At 46.3% G+C, this 26,085-nt stretch carries 25 protein-coding genes and 1 riboswitch; of the genes, 8 read left to right on the top strand and 17 right to left on the bottom strand.

The annotated features are described in order from the left end of the window. Positions 1–7 precede the first annotated feature (7 nt). A complete protein-coding gene (locus KNO91_RS09005) occupies positions 8–1,024 on the bottom strand; it encodes an iron-containing alcohol dehydrogenase (RefSeq protein ID WP_214817651.1) in 1,017 nt (338 codons plus the stop codon). Then, positions 1,021–2,196, bottom strand: coding sequence for an aminotransferase class I/II-fold pyridoxal phosphate-dependent enzyme (locus tag KNO91_RS09010; protein WP_214817652.1), 1,176 nt, complete (start codon positions 2,194–2,196; stop codon positions 1,021–1,023). Before KNO91_RS09010 ends, KNO91_RS09005 begins: the two co-directional genes overlap by 4 nt. A gap of 78 nt (positions 2,197–2,274) precedes the next feature. Next, a riboswitch (SAM riboswitch) is annotated at positions 2,275–2,374 on the bottom strand. Between the two features lie 158 nt (positions 2,375–2,532). Between KNO91_RS09010 and KNO91_RS09015 the strand changes: the two genes are divergently transcribed. The 3 genes from KNO91_RS09015 to KNO91_RS09025 all read left to right on the top strand — a co-directional run bounded on the left by KNO91_RS09015 (position 2,533) and on the right by KNO91_RS09025 (position 6,783). Next, entirely contained in the window at positions 2,533–3,633 is a 1,101-nt protein-coding gene (locus KNO91_RS09015; RefSeq protein ID WP_214692476.1) for an AI-2E family transporter, read from the top strand. A gap of 268 nt (positions 3,634–3,901) precedes the next feature. After that, a complete protein-coding gene (locus KNO91_RS09020; protein ID WP_214817653.1) occupies positions 3,902–5,146 on the top strand; it encodes an MDR family MFS transporter in 1,245 nt (414 codons plus the stop codon). A gap of 143 nt (positions 5,147–5,289) precedes the next feature. Then, positions 5,290–6,783, top strand: a complete 1,494-nt coding sequence (locus KNO91_RS09025) for a peptide MFS transporter (protein WP_214787980.1) — start codon at positions 5,290–5,292, stop codon at positions 6,781–6,783. A 43-nt stretch (positions 6,784–6,826) separates the two neighbouring features. Here KNO91_RS09025 and KNO91_RS09030 read toward each other — a convergent pair whose 3' ends face one another. Next, a complete protein-coding gene (locus KNO91_RS09030; RefSeq protein ID WP_214787979.1) occupies positions 6,827–8,122 on the bottom strand; it encodes a glutamine synthetase family protein in 1,296 nt (431 codons plus the stop codon). A gap of 189 nt (positions 8,123–8,311) precedes the next feature. On the opposite strand from KNO91_RS09030, the gene KNO91_RS09035 reads away from it, so the two are divergent. Further along, entirely contained in the window at positions 8,312–9,352 is a 1,041-nt protein-coding gene (locus KNO91_RS09035; protein WP_214787977.1) for an SDR family oxidoreductase, read from the top strand. A gap of 28 nt (positions 9,353–9,380) precedes the next feature. Here KNO91_RS09035 and KNO91_RS09040 read toward each other — a convergent pair whose 3' ends face one another. Next, entirely contained in the window at positions 9,381–9,701 is a 321-nt protein-coding gene (locus KNO91_RS09040) for a YflT domain-containing protein (RefSeq protein ID WP_214692491.1), read from the bottom strand. A gap of 88 nt (positions 9,702–9,789) precedes the next feature. Then, the gene (locus tag KNO91_RS09045) at positions 9,790–10,008 is read right to left on the bottom strand and encodes a hypothetical protein (protein ID WP_214794936.1); all 219 of its coding nucleotides are present in this window, start codon (positions 10,006–10,008) and stop codon (positions 9,790–9,792) included. An 84-nt stretch (positions 10,009–10,092) separates the two neighbouring features. Here KNO91_RS09045 and KNO91_RS09050 point away from each other — a divergent pair, with 84 nt between their 5' ends. Then, positions 10,093–11,151: a GTP pyrophosphokinase gene (locus KNO91_RS09050; RefSeq protein ID WP_224861169.1), complete on the top strand. Its 1,059-nt coding sequence runs from the start codon at positions 10,093–10,095 to the stop codon at positions 11,149–11,151. Between the two features lie 88 nt (positions 11,152–11,239). Further along, positions 11,240–11,677, top strand: coding sequence for a MarR family winged helix-turn-helix transcriptional regulator (locus KNO91_RS09055; RefSeq protein WP_074034413.1), 438 nt, complete (start codon positions 11,240–11,242; stop codon positions 11,675–11,677). 91 nt (positions 11,678–11,768) lie between these two features. On the opposite strand, the gene KNO91_RS09060 is transcribed toward KNO91_RS09055, so the two are convergent. The 5 genes from KNO91_RS09060 to KNO91_RS09080 form a co-directional block, all read right to left on the bottom strand. Then, complete coding sequence (locus KNO91_RS09060) at positions 11,769–12,287, bottom strand: class F sortase (RefSeq protein WP_214817654.1); 519 nt, start codon at positions 12,285–12,287, stop codon at positions 11,769–11,771. A gap of 73 nt (positions 12,288–12,360) precedes the next feature. Next, on the bottom strand, positions 12,361–13,158 hold the full coding sequence (locus tag KNO91_RS09065) for a DUF4397 domain-containing protein (protein ID WP_074034410.1): 798 nt from the start codon (positions 13,156–13,158) through the stop codon (positions 12,361–12,363). Between the two features lie 248 nt (positions 13,159–13,406). Further along, positions 13,407–14,087, bottom strand: a complete 681-nt coding sequence (locus KNO91_RS09070) for a glycerophosphodiester phosphodiesterase (RefSeq protein ID WP_251126605.1) — start codon at positions 14,085–14,087, stop codon at positions 13,407–13,409. A gap of 23 nt (positions 14,088–14,110) precedes the next feature. Next, positions 14,111–15,583, bottom strand: a complete 1,473-nt coding sequence (locus KNO91_RS09075; protein ID WP_214817655.1) for a carboxypeptidase M32 — start codon at positions 15,581–15,583, stop codon at positions 14,111–14,113. A 74-nt stretch (positions 15,584–15,657) separates the two neighbouring features. Continuing rightward, positions 15,658–17,190: an FAD-dependent oxidoreductase gene (locus tag KNO91_RS09080; RefSeq protein WP_214794926.1), complete on the bottom strand. Its 1,533-nt coding sequence runs from the start codon at positions 17,188–17,190 to the stop codon at positions 15,658–15,660. Positions 17,191–17,394: 204 nt separating this feature from the next. On the opposite strand from KNO91_RS09080, the gene KNO91_RS09085 reads away from it, so the two are divergent. Next, positions 17,395–18,357 (top strand): D-alanyl-D-alanine carboxypeptidase family protein, encoded by a 963-nt coding sequence (locus KNO91_RS09085; RefSeq protein ID WP_251126606.1) that lies wholly within the window; start codon positions 17,395–17,397, stop codon positions 18,355–18,357. A gap of 338 nt (positions 18,358–18,695) precedes the next feature. Further along, entirely contained in the window at positions 18,696–20,177 is a 1,482-nt protein-coding gene (putP, locus tag KNO91_RS09090) for a sodium/proline symporter PutP (protein WP_214817656.1), read from the top strand. A 52-nt stretch (positions 20,178–20,229) separates the two neighbouring features. On the opposite strand, the gene KNO91_RS09095 is transcribed toward putP, so the two are convergent. The 7 genes from KNO91_RS09095 to KNO91_RS09125 form a co-directional block, all read right to left on the bottom strand. Further along, complete coding sequence (locus tag KNO91_RS09095; protein ID WP_251126041.1) at positions 20,230–20,535, bottom strand: hypothetical protein; 306 nt, start codon at positions 20,533–20,535, stop codon at positions 20,230–20,232. Positions 20,536–20,550: 15 nt separating this feature from the next. After that, positions 20,551–21,105, bottom strand: coding sequence for a hypothetical protein (locus KNO91_RS09100; protein ID WP_214787960.1), 555 nt, complete (start codon positions 21,103–21,105; stop codon positions 20,551–20,553). A gap of 71 nt (positions 21,106–21,176) precedes the next feature. Beyond that, positions 21,177–22,007, bottom strand: a complete 831-nt coding sequence (locus tag KNO91_RS09105) for a YihY/virulence factor BrkB family protein (RefSeq protein ID WP_214794922.1) — start codon at positions 22,005–22,007, stop codon at positions 21,177–21,179. A gap of 106 nt (positions 22,008–22,113) precedes the next feature. Further along, positions 22,114–23,532, bottom strand: a complete 1,419-nt coding sequence (locus KNO91_RS09110; RefSeq protein ID WP_214787954.1) for an alanine/glycine:cation symporter family protein — start codon at positions 23,530–23,532, stop codon at positions 22,114–22,116. A gap of 59 nt (positions 23,533–23,591) precedes the next feature. Then, the gene (locus KNO91_RS09115) at positions 23,592–24,494 is read right to left on the bottom strand and encodes a Gfo/Idh/MocA family protein (protein ID WP_214817657.1); all 903 of its coding nucleotides are present in this window, start codon (positions 24,492–24,494) and stop codon (positions 23,592–23,594) included. Positions 24,495–24,547: 53 nt separating this feature from the next. Next, positions 24,548–24,730, bottom strand: a complete 183-nt coding sequence (locus tag KNO91_RS09120) for a hypothetical protein (RefSeq protein WP_214817659.1) — start codon at positions 24,728–24,730, stop codon at positions 24,548–24,550. 123 nt (positions 24,731–24,853) lie between these two features. Next, complete coding sequence (locus tag KNO91_RS09125; RefSeq protein WP_214794918.1) at positions 24,854–26,017, bottom strand: THUMP domain-containing class I SAM-dependent RNA methyltransferase; 1,164 nt, start codon at positions 26,015–26,017, stop codon at positions 24,854–24,856. Between the last annotated feature and the right edge of the window lie 68 nt (positions 26,018–26,085).

A 26,085-nucleotide genomic window follows, 5' to 3' on the forward strand; every position in this document is an offset into this window, starting at 1 on the left:
AAAAGCATTATTTGTAAACCACTTCTTGAAGATTTATGAGAATTTCTTTTAACCGTTCTAAATCATCGAAATCACGAAATCCTTGAATCTTGATTTCTTTACGAATCAATGTGACCAATTCATCGATTTGATCAAAACGAATACCAAGTTGCGCAAGTGAAGTTGGTGCACCGATGGATTGAAGCCAGTTCTCGAGAATTACGGTGTCCTCTGATGCTACCAGTCGCTCTTGAACCACCAATCCGAACCCCACCTTATCCCCGTGTAGCCAATGATGAGTCGAGTCAAAGCGACTGAGCGCATTATGAACGGCATGCGCGACAGCAACACGTGTGCCGGCATCTCCAAACCCACCGACCGCACCACCGATTGCGAGGACGTGATCGACGATATATCGGATGTCCGTGCCGTAGCGACGGAAATCCTGTTCGCGGATCGACAGGTCCATCAACTTGCCACACTGTGCCGCGAGCGATAGCCCTGACTGAATGCCTGCATCCCTTGATGTCGTTCCGCTAATATATCGGGCCTCGTACCACTTTGCGACCGTATCGATCACGCCAGCCTTGAAATAGTCGTAAGGTGAATCACGTAACAGTCGTTCATCCGCGATGACGCGCTCGATGACGACCGGAAATGTGTCGTAACGGATATATGACCCCTCCTCAGTGTAGATGACGCTAAGCGGTGTGAAGGCGGCACAGTTTGACACGAGTGTTGGGACGACAATGAGCGGTACGCTCTGAGAAGCCGCGATTCGTTTTGCTGTATCAATCAATTTGCCGCCACCAACGGCAATCCATACGTCAGGTCGATAACCGTTCAACCGTTCAACTTCCTCGTCTGAACATTCTCCAGTAAATCGTACGCTCGGGAGATCCGCAAGGCGAGGCGACACGCGCACCGCCTTGCTATACCCGCTCTTCCCTCTCAAGACAAGCGCCTCCCGCTTCCCGATACGCGCGGGAAGATTCTCAAGTGCGTCTTTCGAATGATCGTACTCAAGTACCGCCTGACGAATCATAGATGAACCTCCTCATAAGCCGCGAACAATTTCTCGATCCGCTCTACCGCTTCATCAATCTTCTGTTCAGACGATACGAGACCGAATCGGATGTAGCGCTCCCCCTCTGTTCCGAAGAAATAGCCTGGTGTGACGGCGACGCCCGCCTCGTGGAGTAACTTTGTCGAGAAAGACTTTGCATCTCCCTCAGGCACTTTCGCCCATACAAAGAAGGAACCCTTCGGCGCCTCAATGTCCCACCCGGCACGGCGTAATCCGTCAATCAGTCGGTTTCGTCTTGTTTCATAAAGCGACGCGAGGTCGTCACGGAGTTCGCGAGGTGACTCGAGCGCCACGATGGCCGCCTCTTGAATGGCAGAGAAGACAGATACATGGACGTGGTCTTGATAGGTGTTGATTGCCTCGATAATGTCAGCATTCCCGACCGCGAACGCGACACGCCATCCTGACATATTGAATGCTTTCGACATTGTATAGACTTCGATTCCGATTTCTTTCGCCCCTTCGGCTTGAAGGAAACTCGGAGGAACGTGACCATCGAACCCGATGCTTCCATACGCAAAGTCATGGACGACCATCACATCATGTTGTTTGGCGAATGCGACGGTGTCCTCAAAAAATGCCGGTGTTGCGACAGCACCCGTCGGATTGCTCGGATAGTTCAAATACATGAGTCGAGCGTGAAGCGGATCGAGTGTCGAATAGTCCGGAAGGAAGCCGTTTTCTTCTTTTAACGTCAAATCGATGATCTCGGCACCAGCAAAACGTGCACCCGAGATATAGTCCGGATACCCTGGGTTCGGCAGTAGGATGCCGTCACCCGGTTCGAGGAGGCATTGTGGGAGTGTGATCAGACCAGATTTACTGCCAATCAAGATAGCGACTTCCCGTTCCGGGTCGAGTTCGACACCATATTCCCGAGAATAAAATGATGCGACCGCTTCTTTTAAGCGCGCCTGTCCGCGAAACGGACCGTATTGGTGTGTCGACGGGTCCGTGATGGCACGTTCGAGCGCCTCACAGATTGGAGCGGGAGTCGGTAAGTCGGGCGTCCCTTGCCCGAGCCGGATAACGGTCTTTCCACTAGCTTCTACCGCCGCGACCTCTTCTGCTAATCCGACGAAGTGTTGGGTTGGTAAAGATTTTAATAATTGTGAACGTCTGTCTGCCATGATTCTTCCTCCTGATACGAAAAAACACCCCTTTCTGAGGAAAGGGGTGCTCAATACAGAAGTATCTAGTCAACCACCTTCCCATCTCTCAAGGTCACCTTGCTGGAATTAGCACAGTATTTTGCAATCTGTTGCTGAAGCTTCATCGGGCCAGTCCCTCCGCTTCTCTTGATAGAAAGTGTTATTCGCTATGTAATTTTAGTATGTCCCTAAGTTAACCAGACATTTCCAACGGTGTCAAACATTTTTTTCAAGGTGAACATCTATTGAATCCTTTTCAAAAAACATTCATAGTAAAAGGGTAGAAAAATTATATTTGTATGAGGGGATAGAGCATTGGAGCTTAATCGTCAACTTATTTGGAAACTCAGTGTGATCGGTCTGATTTTACTCGTCTTATGGCGTGTCATCAGTGAACCGGATACCATCTCACGTGTTTTGCAGTACACGTTTCAGTTACTGACCCCGATTATCATGGGGATTGCCATCGCTTTACTACTCAACACCGTACTCTCTTATATAGAGGAACGGTTCCATTTGAAGCGGTATCAAGGTCTGCTCATCGTCTATATCACGTTTATCGGGATTTTAGCGATCTCGGTCGTCACCTTGTTCCCACGGATTTACTCGAGTCTTTCATCACTTATCGAAGAGTTACCGGTCTATATCCGTCAAATCGATGCGTTTCTTGGTGATGTAAACAATTACTTGAAAGACTATAACGCAACCATCGCCCAGGCGATTGATTTTGCGCGCTTCGAAGACCGCTACTCGGGATGGGTCGAAACAGCCGTCCTCTCGTCTGTCGGTTATGTCTCAAGTTTTACGATGACATTGATCAACTTCTTGATTGGGATTGTCATCTCAATTTATCTCTTGAAAGACAAGGAAGTCTTCGCTCGTATGTTCAAGCGCCTTCTCTACGCGCTATTACCCGTCGGTACTGCAAAGACGACCATCGATATCTTTCAGGAGATGGATTATATTTTTAAACGATACATCATCGGAAAGTCACTTGACTGTCTCATCATCGGTGTCCTGGCTGTCATCGGACTTTTGATCATCGGGGCGCCATATGCGCTACTCCTTGGTGTCATCGTCGGCGTCCTCAACTTCATCCCGTATGTCGGTCCACTACTTGGGATGATTCCTGCGTTCATCATCACATACTTCTATGACCCGTTCACCGCCGTATTGGTGCTCTTGTTCATCTTCTTGTTGCAACAATTCGATGGATTGTGGCTCGGTCCGAAAATTCTTGGTGACAGTGTCGGGATCACGCCATTTTGGGTCATCACGTCCATCATTATCGGGGGCAGCCTGTTCGGTCTCGTCGGCATGTTCGTGAGTGTCCCTATCACCGCGATGATTCAAGTCGTCTTGTCTAGACTCATTGACTATCGTTTGAATCGTAAAAATTTGAATGAGTTACTTTAAATCTCTTCATGAATCTGTTGACATATTCATGAAATGTGTCATACAGTTGAAGAGAAGAACACAATTAACAGAAAGGAGAGGTTCCCATGTCAGTAGTATCTTCGAAACCATTCACTCAAGTTCATACTGATTGGCAGGCACCTCTTCGATTGAAACAGATCTAAGACGCCTGCCTATCGAGGCATGCATAAACAACGTGGGACGTCGTATGCCTTTATGCATATGACGTCCCTTTTGTGTCTAAAATTAAATAAAGCAGGTGACCTGTATGTTTCAATCACTCAAACGGCTTGACCGCAATATTTGGATTCGTTTCTTAGGGGAGACGATTACGGGAATCATGATGTTCATGATCGCCCCATTCTTAGTCCTTTATTATAGCGACCAGTTAGATAGCTACCTTCAAGTCGGAATCATTATGGCGACTGGACCAATCATGGCGCTCCTCGGCTCGATGATTGGCGGCCGACTCGCCGATCTCTATGGGCGAAAACCGATCATGATGATTGCCATCATCGGTGACGCGCTTGCCCTCATCGGTTTTGCGTTCGCGGATTCGTTTTGGCCATTATTGTTACTAAATGCGATGCTCGGTTTGACTAACTCACTATTCCATCCCGCTGCTAGTGCGATGGTTGCTGACGTCACAGAACCCGAGCATATGAACGAAGCATTCGGCCTATTACGGATGGGGCATAACATCGGTGCTGCGTTTGGACCTCTCCTCGGGAGTGCGGTACTGTTCATCGACCGCGAGCTGATTTTCTTTGCAGCGGCGTTCATCTTCGGTCTTTATGCCCTCGCACTCGGCTACTTCATTCGCGAATCATTGCCGGAGTTCACAGAAGATGAGACCCCGAGCAACCGGGAAGTGTTGCGCGTATTTTATAATGACCGCGTGTTTCTGATCTTCATCTTTGCGGGTATATTCATATCAATGGGATTCTCGGTCGTCGAGAGCATGTTACCGCTCTTTTTGAAAGAGTCGCTCCCGACATACACCGCACAACAGAACCCATTCCCATACCTGTTGGCACTTAACGGAATCATGGTCGTCCTCTTCCAGTTTCCAATCGCTTCGAAGCTCGGGAATAAACCGTTTGGGAAAGTCATGCTTGCCGGAGCGACCGTCTTCGGAATCGGGATGATTTTACTCGCCGTCGTCCCTAGAGCTTTGTACGCACTTGATGTTCCTTACCTTCCACTCGTTGGAATCTTACTCGCAGTCTATGCGTTTTACACTCTTGGCGAGATGATTATGTCGCCTGTTCAACAGACGTTCATCGCCTTGATTGCGCCAGAGAATATGCGCGGTGCCTATAATGGGGCTGCAAGTGTTCAATGGCTAATTGGCGGTGTGACGGCACCAATCATCGCAAGTGTCTTTTTCGACAATCGTGCCGGGCATATCGCACTGATTTTGATCGGCGGCGCAAGTTGCCTATCTGGCATCATTTACTGGCAACTCGGACGTCATGTCCAGGCAACGGAAGCAAAACAAAAGACAGCGTAATCACTCATCGACCACACTCTCTGCTCATGGAAGTGTGGTCTTTTCATTCTTTGCATATTTATTAAAATTTGAAATTATCATTCAATTCACTTTACAATCATAATAATCCTTTTTATGATAAAACGGTTAAGGAGGGATCTTTCATGGAAAGGATCGATAAACAGACAATCGTGGACAGTGTTCCACAAAAAGGCTTCTTCGGACAACCGAAAGGGTTGTTCACCTTATTCTTCACTGAATTTTGGGAACGTTTCTCGTACTATGGCATGCGGGCCATCCTCGTATTCTATATGTACTATGAAGTTTCTGAAGGTGGACTCGGGCTCGACCGTAACGTCGCGCTCTCGATTATGTCCGTCTATGGTGCACTCGTTTATATGTCAGGGGTCATTGGGGGATGGCTTGCGGACAGAGTATTCGGGACGTCACGGGCGGTCTTCTACGGTGGTGTGTTCATCATGCTCGGACACATCGTCCTCTCGATTCCAGGTAGCGTCGTCTTCTTATTTATCTCGATGGCGTTGATTGTTATTGGTACGGGTTTATTGAAACCAAACGTATCAAGTATAGTCGGAGATATGTATAGTGAAACGGATCGCCGTCGTGACGCTGGATTCAGTATCTTCTACATGGGTATCAACTTGGGCGCGTTCATTTCACCGCTCATCGTTGGACAAGTTCAAAAAGATTACGGTTTCCATTGGGGCTTCGCCCTTGCTGCCATCGGGATGTTCGTTGGACTCGTCGTCTTCGTATTGACGCGTAAAACGAACCTTGGCCTTGCTGGCTCATACGTACCAAACCCGTTATCTCCTGATGAGAAAAAGAAAACGATTCGAATCGTCAGCCTTGTCACAATCGGAATCGCCATCTTACTTGCGATTTTGATCCCACTCGGCTGGTTCACGATTAACACATTCATCTCGCTCGTCGGGGTGTTCGGAATCGCAATTCCAACAGTTTACTTCATCATCATGTATCGCAGTCCAAAAACGACAGAGGTTGAGCGTTCACGCATCATTGCCTATATCCCGCTCTTCATCGCCTCCGTCATGTTCTGGGCGATTCAAGAGCAAGGGGCAACAATCCTTGCGAGTTACGCGGATACACGGACTGACCTTGAATTCTTCGGATTCACGTTGTCTCCAGCTTGGTTCCAATCGTTGAACCCGCTTTTCATCATTCTACTTGCACCGGTCTTTGCTTGGCTTTGGGTACGCCTTGGAGACCGTGAGCCAAGCATCCCGACGAAATTCGCTTTCGGAATCTTGTTTGCCGGAATCAGTTTCTTGGTCATCCTACTTCCTGCTTACTTCAGCGGTCCGGATGCCCTTGTCAACCCGCTTTGGCTCGTCTTGAGTTACTTCATCGTTGTCTTGGGAGAACTAAGTTTATCGCCGGTCGGTTTGTCGGCTACGACAAAACTTGCACCAGCAGCATTCTCCGCTCAAACGATGTCACTCTGGTTCTTGTCGAACGCTGCCGCACAAGGAATCAACGCACAGCTCGTCAAGTTCTACTCACCTGAGAACGAGATGCTCTATTTCGGGGTAATCGGTGGTGTTGCCATCGTTTTAAGCTTGATTCTGTTCGCACTCGCACCAAAAATCAAAGTATATATGCGCGGAATCCATTAATCTTTAAAAAACGCCAGCCGATTGAATCGGCTGGCGTCATTTTTTATTTGCGTACTTGAATGAGTGACAAGTAGCGATCGATCATATTGTGGTTAAAGTAATCATGGAAGTTGTCTTGTTTCAGCGATTGAATCGATTCATGGAACGTCGCAGGGAGCGAAGCGATTCCTTGGCTCTCGATTTGTTTAGCTGAATACTCAAACAAGTCGTCTTCGTTCGGCTTAGATGGTTCAAGCTTCTGCTCAATCCCTTCTAAACCAGCGTAGATGAGGGCGGCAAGTGCCAAATACGGGTTAGCACTCGGGTCAGGGTTTCGAACCTCGACACGCGTCGCGCTTCCACGGGAAGCTGGGATTCGAATCATCGAACTGCGGTTCGACGGACTCCAGCAAATATTGACCGGTGCCTCGAATCCAGGAACGAGACGCTCATATGACTCAGGCAGTGGGTTTGTAAAGATAGCCGTCGCACGGGCATGCTTTAGAATCCCTTCGATGAAATGACGTGCTGTTTGAGAAAGTCCATAATCCGCGTCGGCCTCATCAAACGCATTGTTCGTCGCTTTCCCGTCTTCGTCATTTTTCCATACCGAGATGTTCAAGTGCATCCCAGAACCGTTCACGTCACGTAACGGCTTCGGTAAGAATGAGACAGATGCCCCTTTTTCTTTTGCCGCGATTTTGACGATTTCTTTGAAGAATTGAATGTTGTCCGCCGTATGGAGCGCATCGTCGTACTTGATACCAATCTCATGTTGCGCAGGAGCAACTTCATGGTGAACCGCTTCAATATTGAATCCGACATTGCTCAATCGGTTTGCGATATGTTGACGTACTTCATAACCTTTGTCTTCTGAACGCGTCGAGAAGTAACCTGCTTCGTCATAAAACTCTCCATTTTCATCAAAGATGAAAAATTCAGGTTCTGCGCCGACGAATACCGAGTAGCCGTCTCGTGCAGCTCGTTCAAGTGCATCTTTCAACACATTCCGTGGATCATATTCATATCGTTCACCTTCTGGTGTACACACATCGCAGAAGAACGCCAAAATACTCTCATCACCATCTTGCTCATAACGTGGACGATCTAAATCCGGTCTCAAGAATAAGTCGGAGTTTTTGATGGAAGAGAATCCGTTGATTGAAGAACCATCAAACATTGTTTTTCCTTCAAAAACCTCAGGCAACAATTTTGCCGAAAGCGTCAAGAGTTTTAAATCACCGAGTACATCTGAGAAATAAAGATGGATTTGGGTAATATTTTTTTCTTGAACCGTTTTCTCAATGTCTTGTTGCTTCTTTGCTACGTCATCCTTGTCTGTTCCGAATAGATTTGCCATGATTCTAAAAAACCTCACTTCAATGGATTTGACAGGCAAGCTGTCTTTACGCACCGTTCGTACGCTTCTCTATAGTTCTTAACCGACTTCGATTTTTTTTAAACATGAATTTTTAAAAGACGCAAAGTGGCTACATCTGACGAGACTTGATATGATGGATGCAGAATGTCACAGAGAGGGAGAACGCGATTGTATATTTTTATGACTGGTGGAACAGGATTTTTAGGGGGACGACTCGCTAAAGAGTTGATCGAACGAGGGCATCGAATCTGTATGCTTGCCCGAACACCGGAGAAAGTAAACGCCCAGTTCACGGCGGAAGAAAGAAAATCAATCGATGTGTTGCCTGGCGATTTGACGGCGCGCGCACTCGGTGCCGATGAACGATTCATCGATTCACACAAGGGAAAAGTGGACTTATTCCTACACATGGCAGCACTCGTCAAATTTGACGAAGAATTAAGAGAAGAATTGTTCGAAACGAATCTAACCGGGACGAGAGAGGCCCTTCGATTGGCCAAGTTGATTGATGCACCTCGATTTTTCCATGTGAGCACCGCTTATACACTCGGGGCAAAAGAAATCGGTGGCGAGACGTTATATGACGTGTCGCAATCGTTTTTAAATCCATACGAAGAGAGCAAAGCACATGCCGAACAGGCGGTCTGGCAATCACGAGATGAGCTCGACGTCTCGATCTTTCGTCCGGCAATCATCGTCGGTGACTCTAAAACCGGAGAAGCGGATTCGAAATTCACGATGTATGGGTATATGCGTGCACTTGAATTGTTCAAACGTAAACTGGAACGGCGTGGTCATAGCGTTGAGTCAATCCGTTTAATCGGGTCAGCCTCAGGTACCTCGAACCTTGTTCCGGTCGATTATGTCGCGGACGTGCTTTTAGCCGCGATCGAGCATGCAAAAGCGGGTACGATTTATAACGTCACGAATGACTCGCCACCACGCAATGAGATGATGCTCGATTATATGAAAGAGTCACTCTCGTTCCCACACTTGACGATTACGGAGACACCGACAGACACACTCAGCTCTGTCGAACAGTCATTTAACGACATGGTGAAGGTATTCAATCCATACTTGAACCGGAATATCACGTTCCATGACGAGAACACAAAACAATTGTTAAAAGATGCAGGCTTTTCAAAACTTCGTCTCGACCAGCAATCTTTGCGCCGAATCGTCAATGCCTATTATCAAACGAAGCACTAAAAAAATGGACCGGGCTACCGGTCCATTGTCATTTATCGCAGACTAATACAATTTTACCATCCTTGATTTCACGCTCGAGTGAGTCGACCATCTCTTTCGTGAGACCTAAGCTTTCCATTTGTTCCATCCGATCTTCCGAATTGCTCGTGAATTTTGAGAGCAACGACTCGAACATCCCCTTTTCCGGGATACGGTACGGTTGGACACCTGCTTCTGCCGCCAATCGAATCGTCAATTCTTCGTCTTTGGCAAATAAATAGATGTGTTCGTTTACACATCCTCCCGAAACCATCTCGTTCACTTCATGGTCTACCGTCGTCATATCATTTACTACCCTTGTTTCTAACATGCCCCATCCTCCTAAACGTTCACAGTCATATATTTCACTGTTTTTGTTATTCCCGAAAAATGAGGGTATAAACATGAATCATCACCGTTTATTCGTGGAGTGTCCACTCTTCCACATCGAAATGTTGCACGATTCCTTCGATACGTTCACGTTCACCTTCGATTGTAGCCCGCCCCACCAAGCGCGCGGTCACGACATATTGATTCCCGTCTTCTCGGATGCGGGATATCCGATAATCGGCCTGTTGTAGTAAACCTGCGATGATTTCTAGTTTTTCTCTCTCGGATGACCGGAATGTATGGTTCATCTTCATTCCCCCTCTGTACATATGCTACCATATCGTTTCGTAATGGAGATGATATACTAAAGACAGAGAAAAGGAGTGAGTTCCGTGCCGAAACAAGACTTGAACACGATCATGCTTGAATACTTGAATGAAAAAGAAGATTACGAAGCATTTGCCACTAAACTGAAGGCACTCCTCAGTGAATTATTGACGGAAGCCGGAATCCAGTTTCATTCAATAGTTGCCCGTGCTAAAGAGGCGGATAGTCTCTATGCCAAATTATCTCGTAAACCTTATCAATATCGATCGTTACGTGATGTCCAAGACCTTGCCGGGATCCGTATCGTCACATACTTTCATGATGATGTGCGAACTGTCGCACAAATATTAGAGGACGAGTTCACCATTGACCGAGAACAGTCAATTGATAAATCAACTTTGCTTGATTCCAACGAGTTCGGTTATTTGTCTGTACATTATGTCGTGGAGTTGAGTGAGAAACGACTCGCTCTCGGTGAATACCGTCGCTTTGCAGAAAAAGAAGCGGAAATTCAAGTCCGCTCGATTCTACAGCATGCTTGGGCCGAAATTGAGCATGACCTCGGATACAAAAATCCAAATGCCGTCCCACCTGAAATCAAACGAAGTTTCAGTCGTGTCGCCGGACTGCTAGAGATTGCTGATTCTGAGTTTGTGAATATCCGGAAACAATTGCGGACATTCGAACAAGAAACGGTTGAACAAATTCTTGATTCTCCGGAGAAAGTGGCAATTACTCGAGACAATTTGAACTATTATATCGCCAACGACCAGACCGTTGAAAAACTAGACAATGCCATCTTCCAAAGTGAATGGTTGCTTGAGACCGATCTCTCGGCAATCGTTGAATTGACTCGGATGTTCCATTATGCAGACATCCGAACGTTCAAAGATTTGAACGACACGCTTTCGACTTACTATACGCAAGCCGTACAATGTGCGACACTACTCCCCTCATCCCTCTTACCGAGACAAGGAATGGGTGTCGTATACGCTGTCCTGGCTAAACTGTTGGCAGAAGGTGATGACCCGCAAATCGAATTCTTCTTTAGACGATTTTATCCTGACTTGAAACATTATGAGGACATCATTCAACAAATCCGTGCGAAAGACGAGCCTTTATAACTTTACAGACAACATGTTTTTAATGTAGAATGTTTCTATGTTCTGAAGTATATATGAATAATATTATCACTAGGAGGTAGTTTCGAGGATGACAACACCTGTACCAACTGCTTCACGCCGTCAGCTCGTCGCTGATGCTGAACGTGGAATCCGGATGAACTATCGTGGAGTGAAAAAAAATCTCCGTTCGATGTTCTCACAATATTTGACTCGTAATGAATTCTTCATTCTACGTTCTCTTTGTCAACAGAGTCCTCAAATCGCCTCTGCTTTGTCGAATGAGTTTCAATTTTCAGCTTCGATGATCACAGCACTCGCTGATGAGTTGACGAAAAAAGGATTGATTTCTCGCGAACGCAGCGAGCGGGATCGCCGTGTCGTCGAACTTCAAGCGACAGATGAAGGTCGTGAGTTGTTCGAAACGTTAGAAAGCATGAAGATCGAATATTTGATGGATGTATTCACTGATTTCTCTGATGAAGAACTCATTTTACTCTCAAAATTATTAGACCGCATGGACGCTTAATCCATGAACAGACCTCAACCACATTGGTTGGGGTCTATTTTTATGAGACATGAAAAAGGAGATGCAACATGTAAGTTTGCATCTCCTGCTTTTATTTCGTTTCAATTAAATGTGCCGTGACGACGATACGGTCACGATACCCTAGTTTCTCATCGTATGGCCCTGCACACGTGATCAGTTGAATCCGCTTTGCTTGAGTCGCCGCAAAGATTGATGCGAGCGGGACTTGATCAAGGCGATATTGTTTCACACTAGCGACTTCATACGTTGCGACTTGGTCATCCTGTTGGAGCGTCACCATTTCTCCGATTGGTAGCTGACCTAGGTTCGCAAAGATGGCTGGACCGTTCAAGTCATCGAGATGACCTGACAAGACGACGTTTCCTGTCGCGCCTGCTTTCGCCCCATATTGATACCAACCGACCTGGTTCACGTTAGAAGGCGTATCCATCCTTCCAGCCTCGTCCTTCCCGACCGCTTCAATCGATGTATCGACATCGATTGAAGGAATGACGAGTCGGGATGGGACGAAACTGTTCGAATGAAACGATTGCCGATCGACTTGTTTAGAAGTCAACACGAGTGGTTCAGCGAATTCAGCCTTTGGCATGATGAACGATTTTTCTGGGGCTTCCGCTTGCGCGCTCCATACGAGAAATCCGATGGTTCCTAAGAATACAAGTTTAAGCGTCTTGCTTCTGACGACGAAAGACGTAGAATCCAGCCGCTGCCGCTCCAACTACTGCTGCTGCGAGCAACCAGTTCATTGAAGCTGTTTGAGCAAGACCACCTTGTCCTGTTTCAGGCGCCATTGCCATTTCTCCGCCATCAGCAGCAAGGAGTACTTCAAACGCTGGTTCTCCTTCAAGGAGACCGATTGCGAATGCAGTATAGTTTTTACCACCTTCGAGTGCCACACCATCAAGTGCTTTCACAACATCCGTCGCACCTGCCGGACGAACTTCAAGGTCATACGTACCAGCATCAAGTGTGCCATAATCACTCACAGCTTTGAACTCAAGGTTCGAGAAGAGTGGGTCTCCACCTTTAGGTGCGACATCCACTGCTGGTGCATCTGGTGCAAAGTGTGCGACACGAACTTTAGATTTTCCATCTTCAAAGTTCGCATCATCTTCCATTGCAGCGATTTCGATGTTTTCAAGTTGACCGATCGCAGCGGCTGTGTAGAATTTGCCTGCTTCAATTGAAAGGTCAGCTGCAACGACGACTGTTTCTGCGTCACCTGCTGGCTTGATTTCAACGTTGTAATCTCCTGCAGGAAGTGTCAAGTAATCAGTGAGGTCTTTAAACTCTGCTCCCTCGACCGCGACTTCCCCATCCACATACACGTCAACTGCCGGTGCATCAGGTGAAGCATGTAGCACACGGACCATTGCATTTTCATGTCCATCGGCGCTAACCGGTAGGATGAAAGCGAAGGCTAGTGCTAGTGTACCTAGTAAAGACATCAACTTCTTCATGTGAAATTTCCTCCTTTTGTCTACGGTAACCTACGACTTGCATACAACAAGTGTGATGCAGTGCTACATGGTGTGCTACATCTGATTGCTATGTAGCTCGGTGACATCTTAAACTTAAGACAATCCGACAGTGACGTAAAGGGGACATTATGTCCTGAATGTGCTCCGATATGCTAACGAATGAAAGCGCAACCTTTACATAAATTGTAGTTCCCTCACATCGAATTATAAAACCCCTTAGTCTGCGACTAAGGGGTTTTACTTGCCCATTCAACATCATTGACGAATATAGCGTCGACTTGTAACGCTCGGCAGCGCTCGAGTTGAGCCTTCGTCTTGATTGTATAGGGTCTGACAACAATATCATGTTGTTGCAACCATCGCACTTCTTCGTCCGTGATGCGATCGATATGCGGATGGACTGAATCGGCACCTACGGATTCGAGATATCCGAGAACGTCATACAGCGGTTGAGCAAGTAAGATTGCCGCCTCGATATCTGGACGCATCTTTTTCAATCGATGAATCGTCTCATGATTGAACGATGAGAAGAGGATACGAGATGGGGCTATGCCCGAAGTCTCGATTATGTCGAGTATTCGGGACTCAATTCCAGCATATCGAAGCACATCGGTTTTCACCTCAAGATTTAATCGGATTGATTCATCCCGAACCAGTTCGAGGAGTTCTTGTAGTGTCGGGATTACTTCTTTTTGAGAATATCGTACACCGGCGTTAAATGCTCTCAGTTCGTCAAGTGTATATGAAGATACCAAACCGTATCCGTCAGTCGTTCGCTCCAACGTTTCATCATGGATGAGAACGAGCTCACCATCTTTGGACAAATGAACATCGGTCTCGATCCCTTCTGCCCCCGCAGAAAGCGCGAGTCTGAATGCCGACATCGTGTTCTCAGGTTGTAATGCCATCACACCTCGATGCGCGAATCGTTTCATTTGGCTACGGACTGATACTTGTCAGTCAGATAACGGACGAGTGGTTGAACCGAGATTTCTTGTCCCGTCACTTGTTGGATGAGTTCATTCGGTGTCAGGCGTTTTCCGTATTGATGGACGTTTTCCTGTAGCCACGCTTTGATTGGTTCAATCTCACCGTCTTGAATCAATGTTTCAAACTGAGGAAGGTCTTTTTTCAAAGACTCCGTCAATTGAGCGGCATAAATCAACCCGAGCGCATAGCTTGGGAAGTAGCCGAACGAACCACCAGCCCAATGTACATCTTGGAGCACACCTTTAGCATTCGATGGCACGTCGAGACCGAGATACTCTTTATATTTCTCATTCCATGCAGCCGGGAGCTCATCGACGGATAACGTTCCTTGAATGAGCGCTTTCTCGAGCTCATAGCGGATAATGATGTGGAGACTATACGTCAACTCGTCCGCCTCGATCCGGATGAGAGAAGGTTTCGCTTCATTCACTCCACGATAGAACGTATCAAAGTCGATTTCTCCGTATGCTGGGTAAAGCTCTTGGAGTTTCGGATACACGCGACGTAAGAAGGCTTCGCTCCGACCAATAAAGTTCTCAAAGAAAAGTGACTGCGATTCATGGATTCCCATTGATGCTCCCCCGCCTAGACCGAGTTCGTCAAGCATCGGATCGATTTGTTGCTCGTACGTAGCATGTCCCGCCTCATGCATCGTTCCGAACAAGGCGTTCCGAAAATCAGTTTCATCATATTTTGTCGTGATTCGTACGTCACGACGATTGATGGTGATTTCGAACGGGTGGACGGTCGCATCGAGACGCCCGCGTGATAAATCGTATGCGACGACATTCATCCAATCGTGACAAATCTTTTCCTGTACGTCTGCCGGCATTGACCAGTCCATTGAAAGTGATTCTTTTGGAAGTTGCTGAATCAGTGGTACAAGCTCATCCCGGAGCGAAGCGAATAGTTGATCGAGAAGTTCGACTGTCATCCCTGGCTCAAAATCATAAAGAAGGGCATCGTATGGATGTTTCTCATAGCCGAAATATTCCGCAAATTTCTGCTGGAATCCGATAATTTTCTTTAAATAAGGAGCGAACATGTCCCAATCGTTTTGGTCTTTTGCTTTCTCCCATGCGGTTTCTGCTTCAGATACTAGCGTCACGTATGCTTGATACTCATCGTGAGGAATCTTCGCATTTCGTTCATATTGAGTTTTTGCGACTTCAAGCGAACGCGCTTCGACATCAGATAGACCCTCTTCCTCAGTCATTCGTCCTAGTAAAGATGCGAACGATTCACTCGTTTGTCGTTTAAATGCCTCGGTCGACAAATAACCGATTGTTTCCGCCCGAAGCGGTGCCGACTGTTCCGGCATCTGTGTACGCATATCCCAATATAAGAGAGAGATTGCTTCATCGAAAGCACGTAGTTGCTTAAAATGTTCACGCCATTCTTTTGTCAGTTCCATCTGTCATTCACCCCTGTAAGTTTGTCTATTCTCTTTCTACTTTATTATAGCTGTCAACCTTTGCCTATACTAGTTTACAAATCTTCTCGCTTCTTGTAGGGAAGTGGTTTTGTCGCAGGACCCTCCAGCACAGCCCCTTTTGCATCAAAACGTGACCCGTGACAAGGACAGTCCCATGTCCGTTCCGCATTATTCCATTTCACTGTACAACCGAGGTGTGTGCATGTCAGATTGACTACGTGACAATGGTTATCGAGGTCTCGATATACACCTTTCGTCTGGTTGTCCACTTGTACGATACCACCTTCGTCTAGTTGAAGGTCCTCGACGTCCCGACGTTCGAGGACGCGATCCACGGCACCTTTCGCAAATTGTGTTGCCGTATCAAGATTGGTTTTGACAAATGGACCAACACCAGATGGTTTGACGGTTTTCCGAAGCGGAGACACCAATTCTAAAAAACGATTTGGACGACCGGTGAGCTGGTCAGCGAGTAAATTTCCCGCTGCAATCCCATTAGTCATCCCCCATTTCTGAAATCCTGTCGCTAGTAAGATGTCTGGTTCCCGTTTGAACATTTGCCCAACATACGGTAGCGAGTCCAAAGTGATGAGATCTTGAGAAGACCAACGATACGTCGAACGCATCGTTTTAAAATGGTGTTGCGCATCGCTCTCTAGACGATCGTACCGACTTCGGGTGTCTGTCACCTGTCCCGCTGTATGACCCTCTCCCCCGACCAACAGAAAAGTTCTTCCGTTGTCTTCATATGTCCGATACGAGCGACTGTCGCGGTCGACACTCAAATACATTCCTTTTAGCGGTATTGCGTCCGTCTCGCAAGCGACGATATAAGATCGTTCCACTAAGAATTTTGATACGTATAAGCCTCGTAAGTCATTAAATGGATAGTGTGTTGTAATCACGACCTGATTTGCCTGCACTCTTCTTCCTGTTGAAGTCGTGACAATTGGTCGAGGACCTTGACTTACCTCGAACGCTCTCGTTTGTTCATAAATCTTTCCGCCGAGACCGACAAATCGATTTGCCAATTCACGTAAGTATTTGACCGGATGGAACTGTGCTTGATTTCGAATCACAAGCGCTTGCTCTATTTGAAAGGGAAGTGCGTCACCGACTTCGTTGGTCGCCTCCCCACCATCCAGTTTTAAACGACGATAAGCATCGAGCTCTTTAGATAGTTCCTCATTTGGTTCTGTAGAATATAAATAAGAGTCTTCAACCGAATAATCACAATCAAATCCCTCGTCTATTTGATTTTTTAAATAGACGAGTGCCTCTGAGTTAAATTCGTAGTATAGTCGGGCAGTCGTTTCATCGAAGTGTCTAATCAGTTTCTGATAAATCGTCCCATGTTGGACAGAGCACTTGGCCGTCGTGTGTCCTGTCGTCCCATGACCAATCTCTAATGCTTCAAGAAGCGTGACTTGCTTCCCTCGCTTTTGAAGTTCATACGCACAGACCAGACCAGCGATACCTGCCCCAATAACGACGATTTCAGATGACTCTGAAGCGGTTAATGGTGGATATAATGTCCCGGTATCATGTTGCCGCCAGATGGAGCTCGTGAACGGATATCGATGCATGATACATTCTCCTTTCCTTTTGTGAGCATCTTTATCTCTATACCCGAAACGCATTTCTTTCATCTTGAATCATTGACCTAGTTATTTATTTTATGAGCGCAAAACATCTACAATTTCTATTATGTTTATAGAGTAACGATGAAAGGAGGGACTTTTTTGACCCGTAGAAGGAGACACCGAAGAAGAACGTACATCATGCGAAGAATGATTGCAGCAATAGTATTGCTCGGAATTGTCGCACTGATCCCGACGTTAGTCGGATTCAAACAGGATAAAGAATCGCCAGAGCCTGCAGAAGCCGCCACATTAAAAGTCGAACCGATGAAACAAGGCCCAGTGTTTCCTGAAATCGAGATGGGTACTTGGAATCCTAGTGATACGATGTTGATTGCAAACGAGGATATCCTTGTTGGCGCGATGACTTTCGTAAATGTAGACAAACAACAAATCTTGATCGATAAAAATGCTGACGATCGTGTTTTTCCGGCCAGTACGACAAAATTGATGACGGCTCTACTCGCCTACGAAAAAGCATCGGCAGCGAACGAACTCGATCAGCCGCTCATTTCAATTCAGTCTTCGACACTCGATATCCCTTGGGATAGCCATATTGCCCACCTTGCGATTGGAGATACGTTGACGGTACGTCAAGCGCTCTATGCGACTCTTCTCGAATCAGGTAATGATGCCGCAAACAGTTTGGCAGAATACACGAGCGGGTCGACTGAGGCATTCGTTCAATTGATGAACGAACGTGCAAACGTGTTGGAGTTAACAGGTACTCATTTTGTTAATGCTCACGGCTATTCGGATCCGAACCATTATACGACGGCAAACGATATGGCCAAGATTGCCTACGCATTTAGTACATATCCCGAACTCGTTGAAATTGCCGGTACATATGAATTTAAGGCAGAATTCAATGATAAAGACGGAAATGGTAAACGACGCTGGTGGTATCACCTCGGTTCATCCGTCAATGAACGAAGTATCAACTACTCGAAGTATGTGACCGCTACGAAAACGGGCTATACTGATGAGTCGGGTTATACGATGGTGTTTATCATGCAACACAAAAATGAGACATATATTTTGGTTACAATGCAGGCGAAATCGGGGCAAACTTTCCCGACGATGCGTCTTGTCGAAGAGAAAGCTTTTCAATAATCAGGGAAGGAGCATGTGAATCATGCTCTTTCTTTTTCGATTTTTCTGAAAAAATCAGGTCTAATATTACAGAAATGTTACACAGGGAAGTCCTCAACATTTCAAATATTCAGAATATTTAAACTTTTCCACACCTCATTTTCACTCTCATCCGTTGATACGACGGGCTTTAGAGCCATTTTTATGAAAAGGTGTCAGTTTGCAATCATTTAAATCGTTCGGTAAGGTAAGACACAAGTTCGCCTTTTCAACTTTTGCTTTTGACTGTGTGATGTCTTCACACAATCGCGAACGAGTTTGATGAAATAGATTTTCTTAACTTAATAGGAGGTAATTCAATGCTATGGCAAGAATGGGTATCAATCGCGCTTTATCTCGTGATGATGCTTCTTATCGGATACGTTGCGTATAAGCGAACGACCGATTCATCAGATTATATGTTAGGTGGCCGTAAAATGGGGCCAGGAGTTACAGCCATGTCAGCCGGAGCTTCGGATATGAGTGGTTGGATGTTAATGGGACTACCGGGTGCAATGTATGCAACTGGACTATCAGCAATTTGGTTAGCCGTTGGATTGGTCATCGGAGCTTACTTGAACTACTTGTTAGTTGCTCCACGACTTCGCGTCTTCACAGAGATGGCGAACGATTCGATTACGATTCCAGACTTCTTAGAGAATCGGTTCCGAGATCACTCGAACTGGCTACGGATCCTATCTGCATCCGTCATCATCATCTTCTTCACGTTCTATACGTCAGCCGGACTTGTTTCTGGTGGGAAGTTGTTTGAAAGCTCATTTGGATTAAACTATCAGACAGGTGTCATCGTCACAATTAGTGTCGTCATCTTGTATACCCTCTTCGGCGGGTTCACGGCAGTTAGTTGGACGGACTTCGCACAAGGTGTCATCATGTTCTTGGCACTCGTGCTCGTTCCATTTGTTGCTTTAACGGATCTCGGTGGAGTGGACACTGCTGTCAACTCTGCAACAACTATTAATGCCGACTTGTTCGATCTCTTCAAAGGGACAACGACACTCGGGATTATCGGTCTCCTCGCTTGGGGACTTGGCTACTTCGGTCAGCCGCACATCATCGTTCGCTTTATGGCAATCCGTGATGTGAAATCATTGAAAACAGCTCGCCGCATCGGAATGAGCTGGATGACAGTATCAATCATCGGTGCAGTCATGACTGGTTTCGTCGGAATCGCATACTTCCGTGGACAAGGAAATCCGCTCGGTGACCCGGAAACAGTCTTTATTCAGTTCTCTGAAGTCTTGTTCCACCCGTTCATCACTGGATTCTTGTTAGCCGCGATTCTTGCAGCGGTTATGTCGACTGTATCATCACAATTGCTCGTTACGTCGTCTGCTTTGACAGAAGACTTCTATCGCAAGTTCTTCAATAAAGAAGCAAGTGAAAAAACAATGGTACGCGCTGGTCGTATCGGTGTCTTACTCGTCGGATTTGTAGCGACACTTATGTCACTCAACCCTTCTAGTACAATCTTGACACTCGTTGGTTATGCTTGGGCCGGTTTCGGTTCTGCATTCGGACCAGCAATCCTATTGTCACTTTATTGGAACAAGATGACACGCCAAGGTGCCCTTGCTGGTATTCTTGTAGGTGCTATCACAGTTATTCTTTGGATCGTCACTGGACTCTCAACTGTCCTTTACGAAATGGTTCCTGGCTTCTTCTTAAGTATGTTGGCAATCGTACTTGTCAGTAACTTTACTAGCCAGAAAGAACAAAAACGCATCAACCGTGAATTCGGTGAAATGGAAGCCGAATTGGCAGCTGCGAAAAAAGAATAATTAAAGTTCAAAACAAAAACTCGGTTCCCTTCAAAGGGACCGAGTTTTTGTTTTACATCGTTGCTGCGATTAACCAGACACGAATCACAAATGGAACGAGCACTAATACGAGCATAGCGTTACGCATCCATTTATTTCGATTCCAATAATACGCCATCAATACGAACGGATGGAGTGCCATCAATTCATATGGGTTAAACCAGAACCATGTGATGATCATCGCGATTAGATAGTATAATACTGATTTTTCTTTCGTCGTTCGATATTCACGCCACATATCATACGCTCCTTTGAAGAACGCAATGAATGTCGCAATCCAGAACAAAATGACAATGATATTGTCGAATCCACTAAACAACGGAGTAACCACCTTTTAGGAAGCATTTTCTACATAAAAACCGCCCCAATAAATATGACGGTACGTAAACTCTTTTCCACTCTCTACAGTAATCACTATTTCATCTTCCGTCAATACGAGGACATGAACAGGTACCTCTCCTTGGCGCAACATCGGACTAAACAATTGAAATTGCTTATTCAGCCATTTTCGTTCAGAGAAATTTTGATAATGATGTAATGCAAGCATCGGATGGCTTAAATATGCGGCGCCAATGATGGCTATGGCGACCGGTGGTGCACCGATTTCCATCAAAAATGAAAAGACGAGAACGAGTGATAAAACTGAATAGCCGAACTCGACCAATTCCATGAAAGAAGCACGACTGGCGATGACGTATTGTATCACCCGAAACATAAGATACAGGATGATACTAACGATCAGAAACTCAGAGAATGGCGAATGTCGAAACGATACGTCGAGGTAGAATAAGACAGGTAACAGAAGAACCCATTTCCACAGGTGTAAGGCGAGGTAAAACAATGATTGATCGATGAAACGACGATTGTGTACGAGCCGTTGCATATCCATGTTTCCCACCTCCGCTTAGATGATGTGACCTTACGTTACCATTCCCTATTCTTTTAAATGATAACTAGCAATTACACGTCTAATGAAGTTTTTTCTTTCCTTTCGATTAATGTCGCATTCAAGAGTCCGCCGAGCAAAATGACGGAAGCTGCAAGGTAAAACCAAATTAATAAGACAATGAACGCCCCAAGTTGACCGTAGAACTGTTCATAGTTTGCAAATTGCGAGTAGTAACTGAATACGTTTGATACGATTAAAATTCCCACAGTCGCAAATGCAGCACCGGCCCAGCTATTCTTAAATGTACCTGATATACTTGGCAACCATTTATAGACGAAGATGAATACCGTAAAGAGTAGACCCGTCCCAACAATCCATCTGAAGTAAAACCAGATTTGAGCATAGGTTGTGACAATTTCATCGATGAACAAGATGTAAGAAGACACTTCTCGAAGTGCCGTCTCGATTACCGGTACGAGTAATGAAAACGGCAGTACGAACATAAGTGCCAATGTAATCGCAATATCTTGTAAGACCCCTCTCCAAAATGCTTTATTTCGGACTGCTCGGTAAGCATCATTCAAAGCACGGACCAATGACTGTACGGCGATTGAAGAGATCCAAAGAGCGGGCAAAATGCTGAATGATGCCAATTTCAGTTTGGAGTTATCGAAAATCGCCTCAATATTTCCTTCTAAAAGTCGATAGCTAGCTTCAGGCATGATGAGCGATAACGCTTGAATCACATCCCCGCTCGTGAATGGTAATAAGCCAACAATCCCTAGAACGAATAATAAGAACGGGAACGTGGATAGAATGAAATAATAGGCCAACATAGCTGCTTGATCAAAAAAGCGTTCTGTAAAGAAACGCTTGACGATTGTCATCAAAACTTGTTTCATAATTACTCTCTTCTTTCATAAAATATAATTAAAATGCGGTATTTGAAATAAATAAATTGAAAAGACAGAGAGGCTTCCCTTTTCGGAAGCACTCTCGTATCTCGATTTAACTGATTTCTTCTTTTTTCGCTTCCCATGCTTCGATGTGCTCTTTTCCGGGAAGGTCGACCCCTTCTTTGAAGAATTCCGGGTCTCGCCCTTCTTTCTTTTGAGCCATATAGTCATCGAGTAACGTCTTCGCGACTTTACTTAATCGGAAGATCGCATACATGTTGACGAGCGCCATGAGGCCCATAAAGATATCAGCGATGGACCAGACTAATCCAGCCGACCGAACTGAACCAAACATGACCATTCCAATTACTGCAATTCGATAGATTATCAGATAGCGTTTCTTTTCCGAGATGAATTCAATATTTGTTTCTCCGTAATAGTAGTTTGCCAAAATGGAACTGAAGGCGAAGAGGAGAATCGCGATTGTCATAAGCGTCGTCGCAATCGGACCGATTTCAACGAGAAGTGCCTCTTGGGCAAGCTCAATCCCTTGGAACGACTCAGACCCTTCTACGCCTGAGATCAAAACAATCATCGCCGTTGCCGTACAGATGAACAACGTGTCCACAAATACGCTGAGCGATTGAATCAATCCTTGTTTGACCGGATGACTCACTTCAGCCGTAGCTGCCGCGTTTGGCGCAGATCCCATCCCAGCCTCGTTCGAGAACAGCCCTCGTCGAATCCCTTGAAGGACTGCCGCTCCGACCGCTCCACCGAACAATTGTTGGAAACCGAGTACGCCTTCAGAGAAGATCGCCGAAAAGACTTGAGGTACGACATCGAGATTTGTCAGCACGACCCAGATGGCGAGCAGAATATATCCCCCAGCCATGACCGGGACGATGATTCCTGATAACGTTGAAATCGAACGAATCCCACCAAAGATGACGATAGCGGTGACAACCGACAAAATCAACCCGACCCATACCGTGTCGATCTCAAACACATTATTGACCGAAAGGGCGATCGTGTTTGCCTGTACCGAATTGAACGCGAAACCGAACGCAAACGTAATCAAAATCGCAAATACAATCCCAAGCCAGCGTTCTCCGAGCGCTCGTTCGATGTAGTAGGCCGGTCCACCGCGCCACGCCTTGCCGTCGTGCACTTTATATACTTGGGCGAGCGTACTTTCAACAAACGCCGATGCCGCTCCAATCAGGGCAATTAGCCACATCCAGAACACGGCACCAGGACCTCCTAGTGCGATTGCGGTCGATACACCGGCTATGTTTCCCGTACCGACACGTGCCGCCGTTCCAATGGCGAACGCCTGGAAAGAAGAGACCTGACCTTTCTCGTGTTTAAGACCTTTCACAAATAGTAACTTGAACATCTCAGGTAGCATCCGAAACTGGACGAACCCCATCCGAATCGTAAAATAAAGTCCTCCTGCTATCAATACGAAGATGAGAAGGTACGACCATAAATAGTCATTGATTTGCATAATCAGTTCACGGATATCCAACGAAATCGCCTCCTTTTATCGGGTTTTTACCCGCTCTGAATCTGCGAGAAACAGCCCGTTCATTGCACGGCCTCAAGAATCTCTTCACATAGTCGATGCGTCTCTAGACTATCTTCAGCAACAACCGACCTGTTCGGTTCCCCTTTTAACAGTTTCACAAAATCTTCAATCAAGTCGATGAAACCTCGACGCTTCAAATTTGACTCCCAAGGGTCTAGCGACCATTCCTTCATCCCATCGACCCCGTATTCCATAATCCGTTCGACGTCACGCGTGACTCGTTTCACTGACGGAGACATGATCTCCATCACTTCTTCGGTGCAGCCGTTATCTCGGTTCATCCAACCGATTGCTTCGATTCCACCTGCAGTGAAGTGAATCATGACTTGTTTCAATACGTCCCCGTCGTAACGTGGAGTGACACGCAACCGTTCGACAGGTTGAAGGTCCGTTAAATAACGTAATGTATCGACGACATGTATAAAATCCTCGATGACGAATTCTCGCAGTGTGGCCGGTTTATACGTTCTATTTTTTTGAATGAACACCATATTCTTTTGCTCGACTTGTTTCAACGCCTGAGTGGCTGTCGCGAATCGACGATTGAAGCCCGTGACGAGATGGACTCCTTTCTCTTTCGCCAATGCGACAAGTCGCTCTGTCTCTTCAAGTGTGAACGTGATTGGTTTGTCGATGAAGACATGCTTACCTAGCTCTAGACAATACTTGGCTTGCTCGTAATGAACCGCTGTTGTCGAATGAATCATGACAGCATCAATTTGAGTCATCGAAACGTCCTGAAGGTCCGTATATCCTCCTTCGAAACGATACGTCGATACGATGTCGTTCAACTTCTCTTCACTCCTTGACACGAGATACACACCAATACCTTTCAAGCCGGCATACACAGGGAGATACGCCTTTTTAGCCACATCACCAAGTCCTACTACTAAAATATTCAATCTGTCCACTCCTTTAAGTCATATGTAGAAAGCCCGAAGCAATTGCCCCGGGCTCATGTAATAGATACAATCTCAAAACTTGTAATCGGTTCCCGAATGGCGTCCGAAACGATTTGGTAGGCAGCGTTTAATTCTTTTTGGTTATTCAAGTCTGGCACCCGATCCATCTCTACCTCGACCGTTCGGGTATTCTGCTCTTTCGCATGTAACTGGTATTCGACCGTATACTTTTGCATCCTATGTCCCCCTCTTATTATACATATGATATGTATAACCTGTTCGCCCAATGATGAAACAACTGAGTTGGTTTTAGGGGAACGAGAAAAAATGACCGCTCACTAGAACGGTCATTCGATCTCTTATTCAGGTTTTGATGACGTGTCACGATCTGGTCGTGGACGACGTTTCCCAAAGAATTGGTAGTATTGGGTCTCGATATTCCCGTTGTACAACTTTCGACGTTTCGTCGCCGGACGACCGTACGCCTTCTCAAAGTCTTCGTAACTCGTCAACATGTAGACGCTGTAACCAGGATATTTCGCATATTGCGCTCCAATCCGTTCATACAAGTCGATGATTTCTTCTTCTGACTGCAGTCGTTCCCCGTATGGCGGGTTACCGATGATGACACCGTACTCTTCTTTCGGCTTTAAGGCAGCCGCGTCGCTATGCACGAACGTGATCGCATCACGTACGTCAGCGAGTTCGGCGTTATCTTTCGCGAGTTTCACCATGCGCGGGTCGAGGTCGATCCCGTAGATTTTAAGCGGTTTATCCCATTCCGCCTTCTCATTCGCTTCATTAATCGCAGCATACCACGCTTTTTTCGGGATACATGTCCAGTCCTGTGCGAAGTATTCACGGTTGATCCCCGGAGCGATGTTCCGGCCGATCATCGCCGCCTCGATCGCAAGTGTCCCTGATCCCGTAAATACATCATAAAACGGCATATCCGGGCGCCAGTTCGTCAGTTGAATCATCGCTGCCGCCATCGTCTCTTTCAGCGGTGCCTGTGAATGAAGCTCACGGTACCCACGACGGTGAAGCGGACCTGACGTATCGATTGTGATTGTCGCTACGTCTTTCAACAATGCGACTTCGATTGGGAATTTCGCACCTGATTTCGGCAACCATTCCCCTTCCTTATGATAGCCGCGTTGCATCGCTTCAACGATCGCTTTCTCCGTGATCTTTTGACAGTCTCGGATTGAGAACAATTTCGATTTGACCGATCGACCGTCAACCGTGAACGCAGCATCCCACGGCATGAGGTCTGTCCATGGCAAAGCCACGACCCCGTCGAAAAGTTCTGTGAACGTTGTCGCCTTGAATTCCGCTACGACGAGTTTGACCCGGTCTGCCGTACGCAACCACATATTTAAGCGTGGAATGTCCTCCATCTCTGCATCGATATACACTCGACCGTTCTCCACTTCACATGTATATCCTAAATCTCTCACTTCTTTTGCAACGAGCGCCTCGATTCCCATCGCTGCCGTCGCAATCAGTTTACGTTTTGCCATCTGCAATCGCCTTCTTTCTACATTAAATTCTCTCATTGATTCTGTAAGTTGTAAAAAAATCATGAAAA

This window comes from Exiguobacterium sp. s59, assembly GCF_018617475.1.
Lineage (GTDB): Bacteria > Bacillota > Bacilli > Exiguobacteriales > Exiguobacteriaceae > Exiguobacterium > Exiguobacterium aestuarii.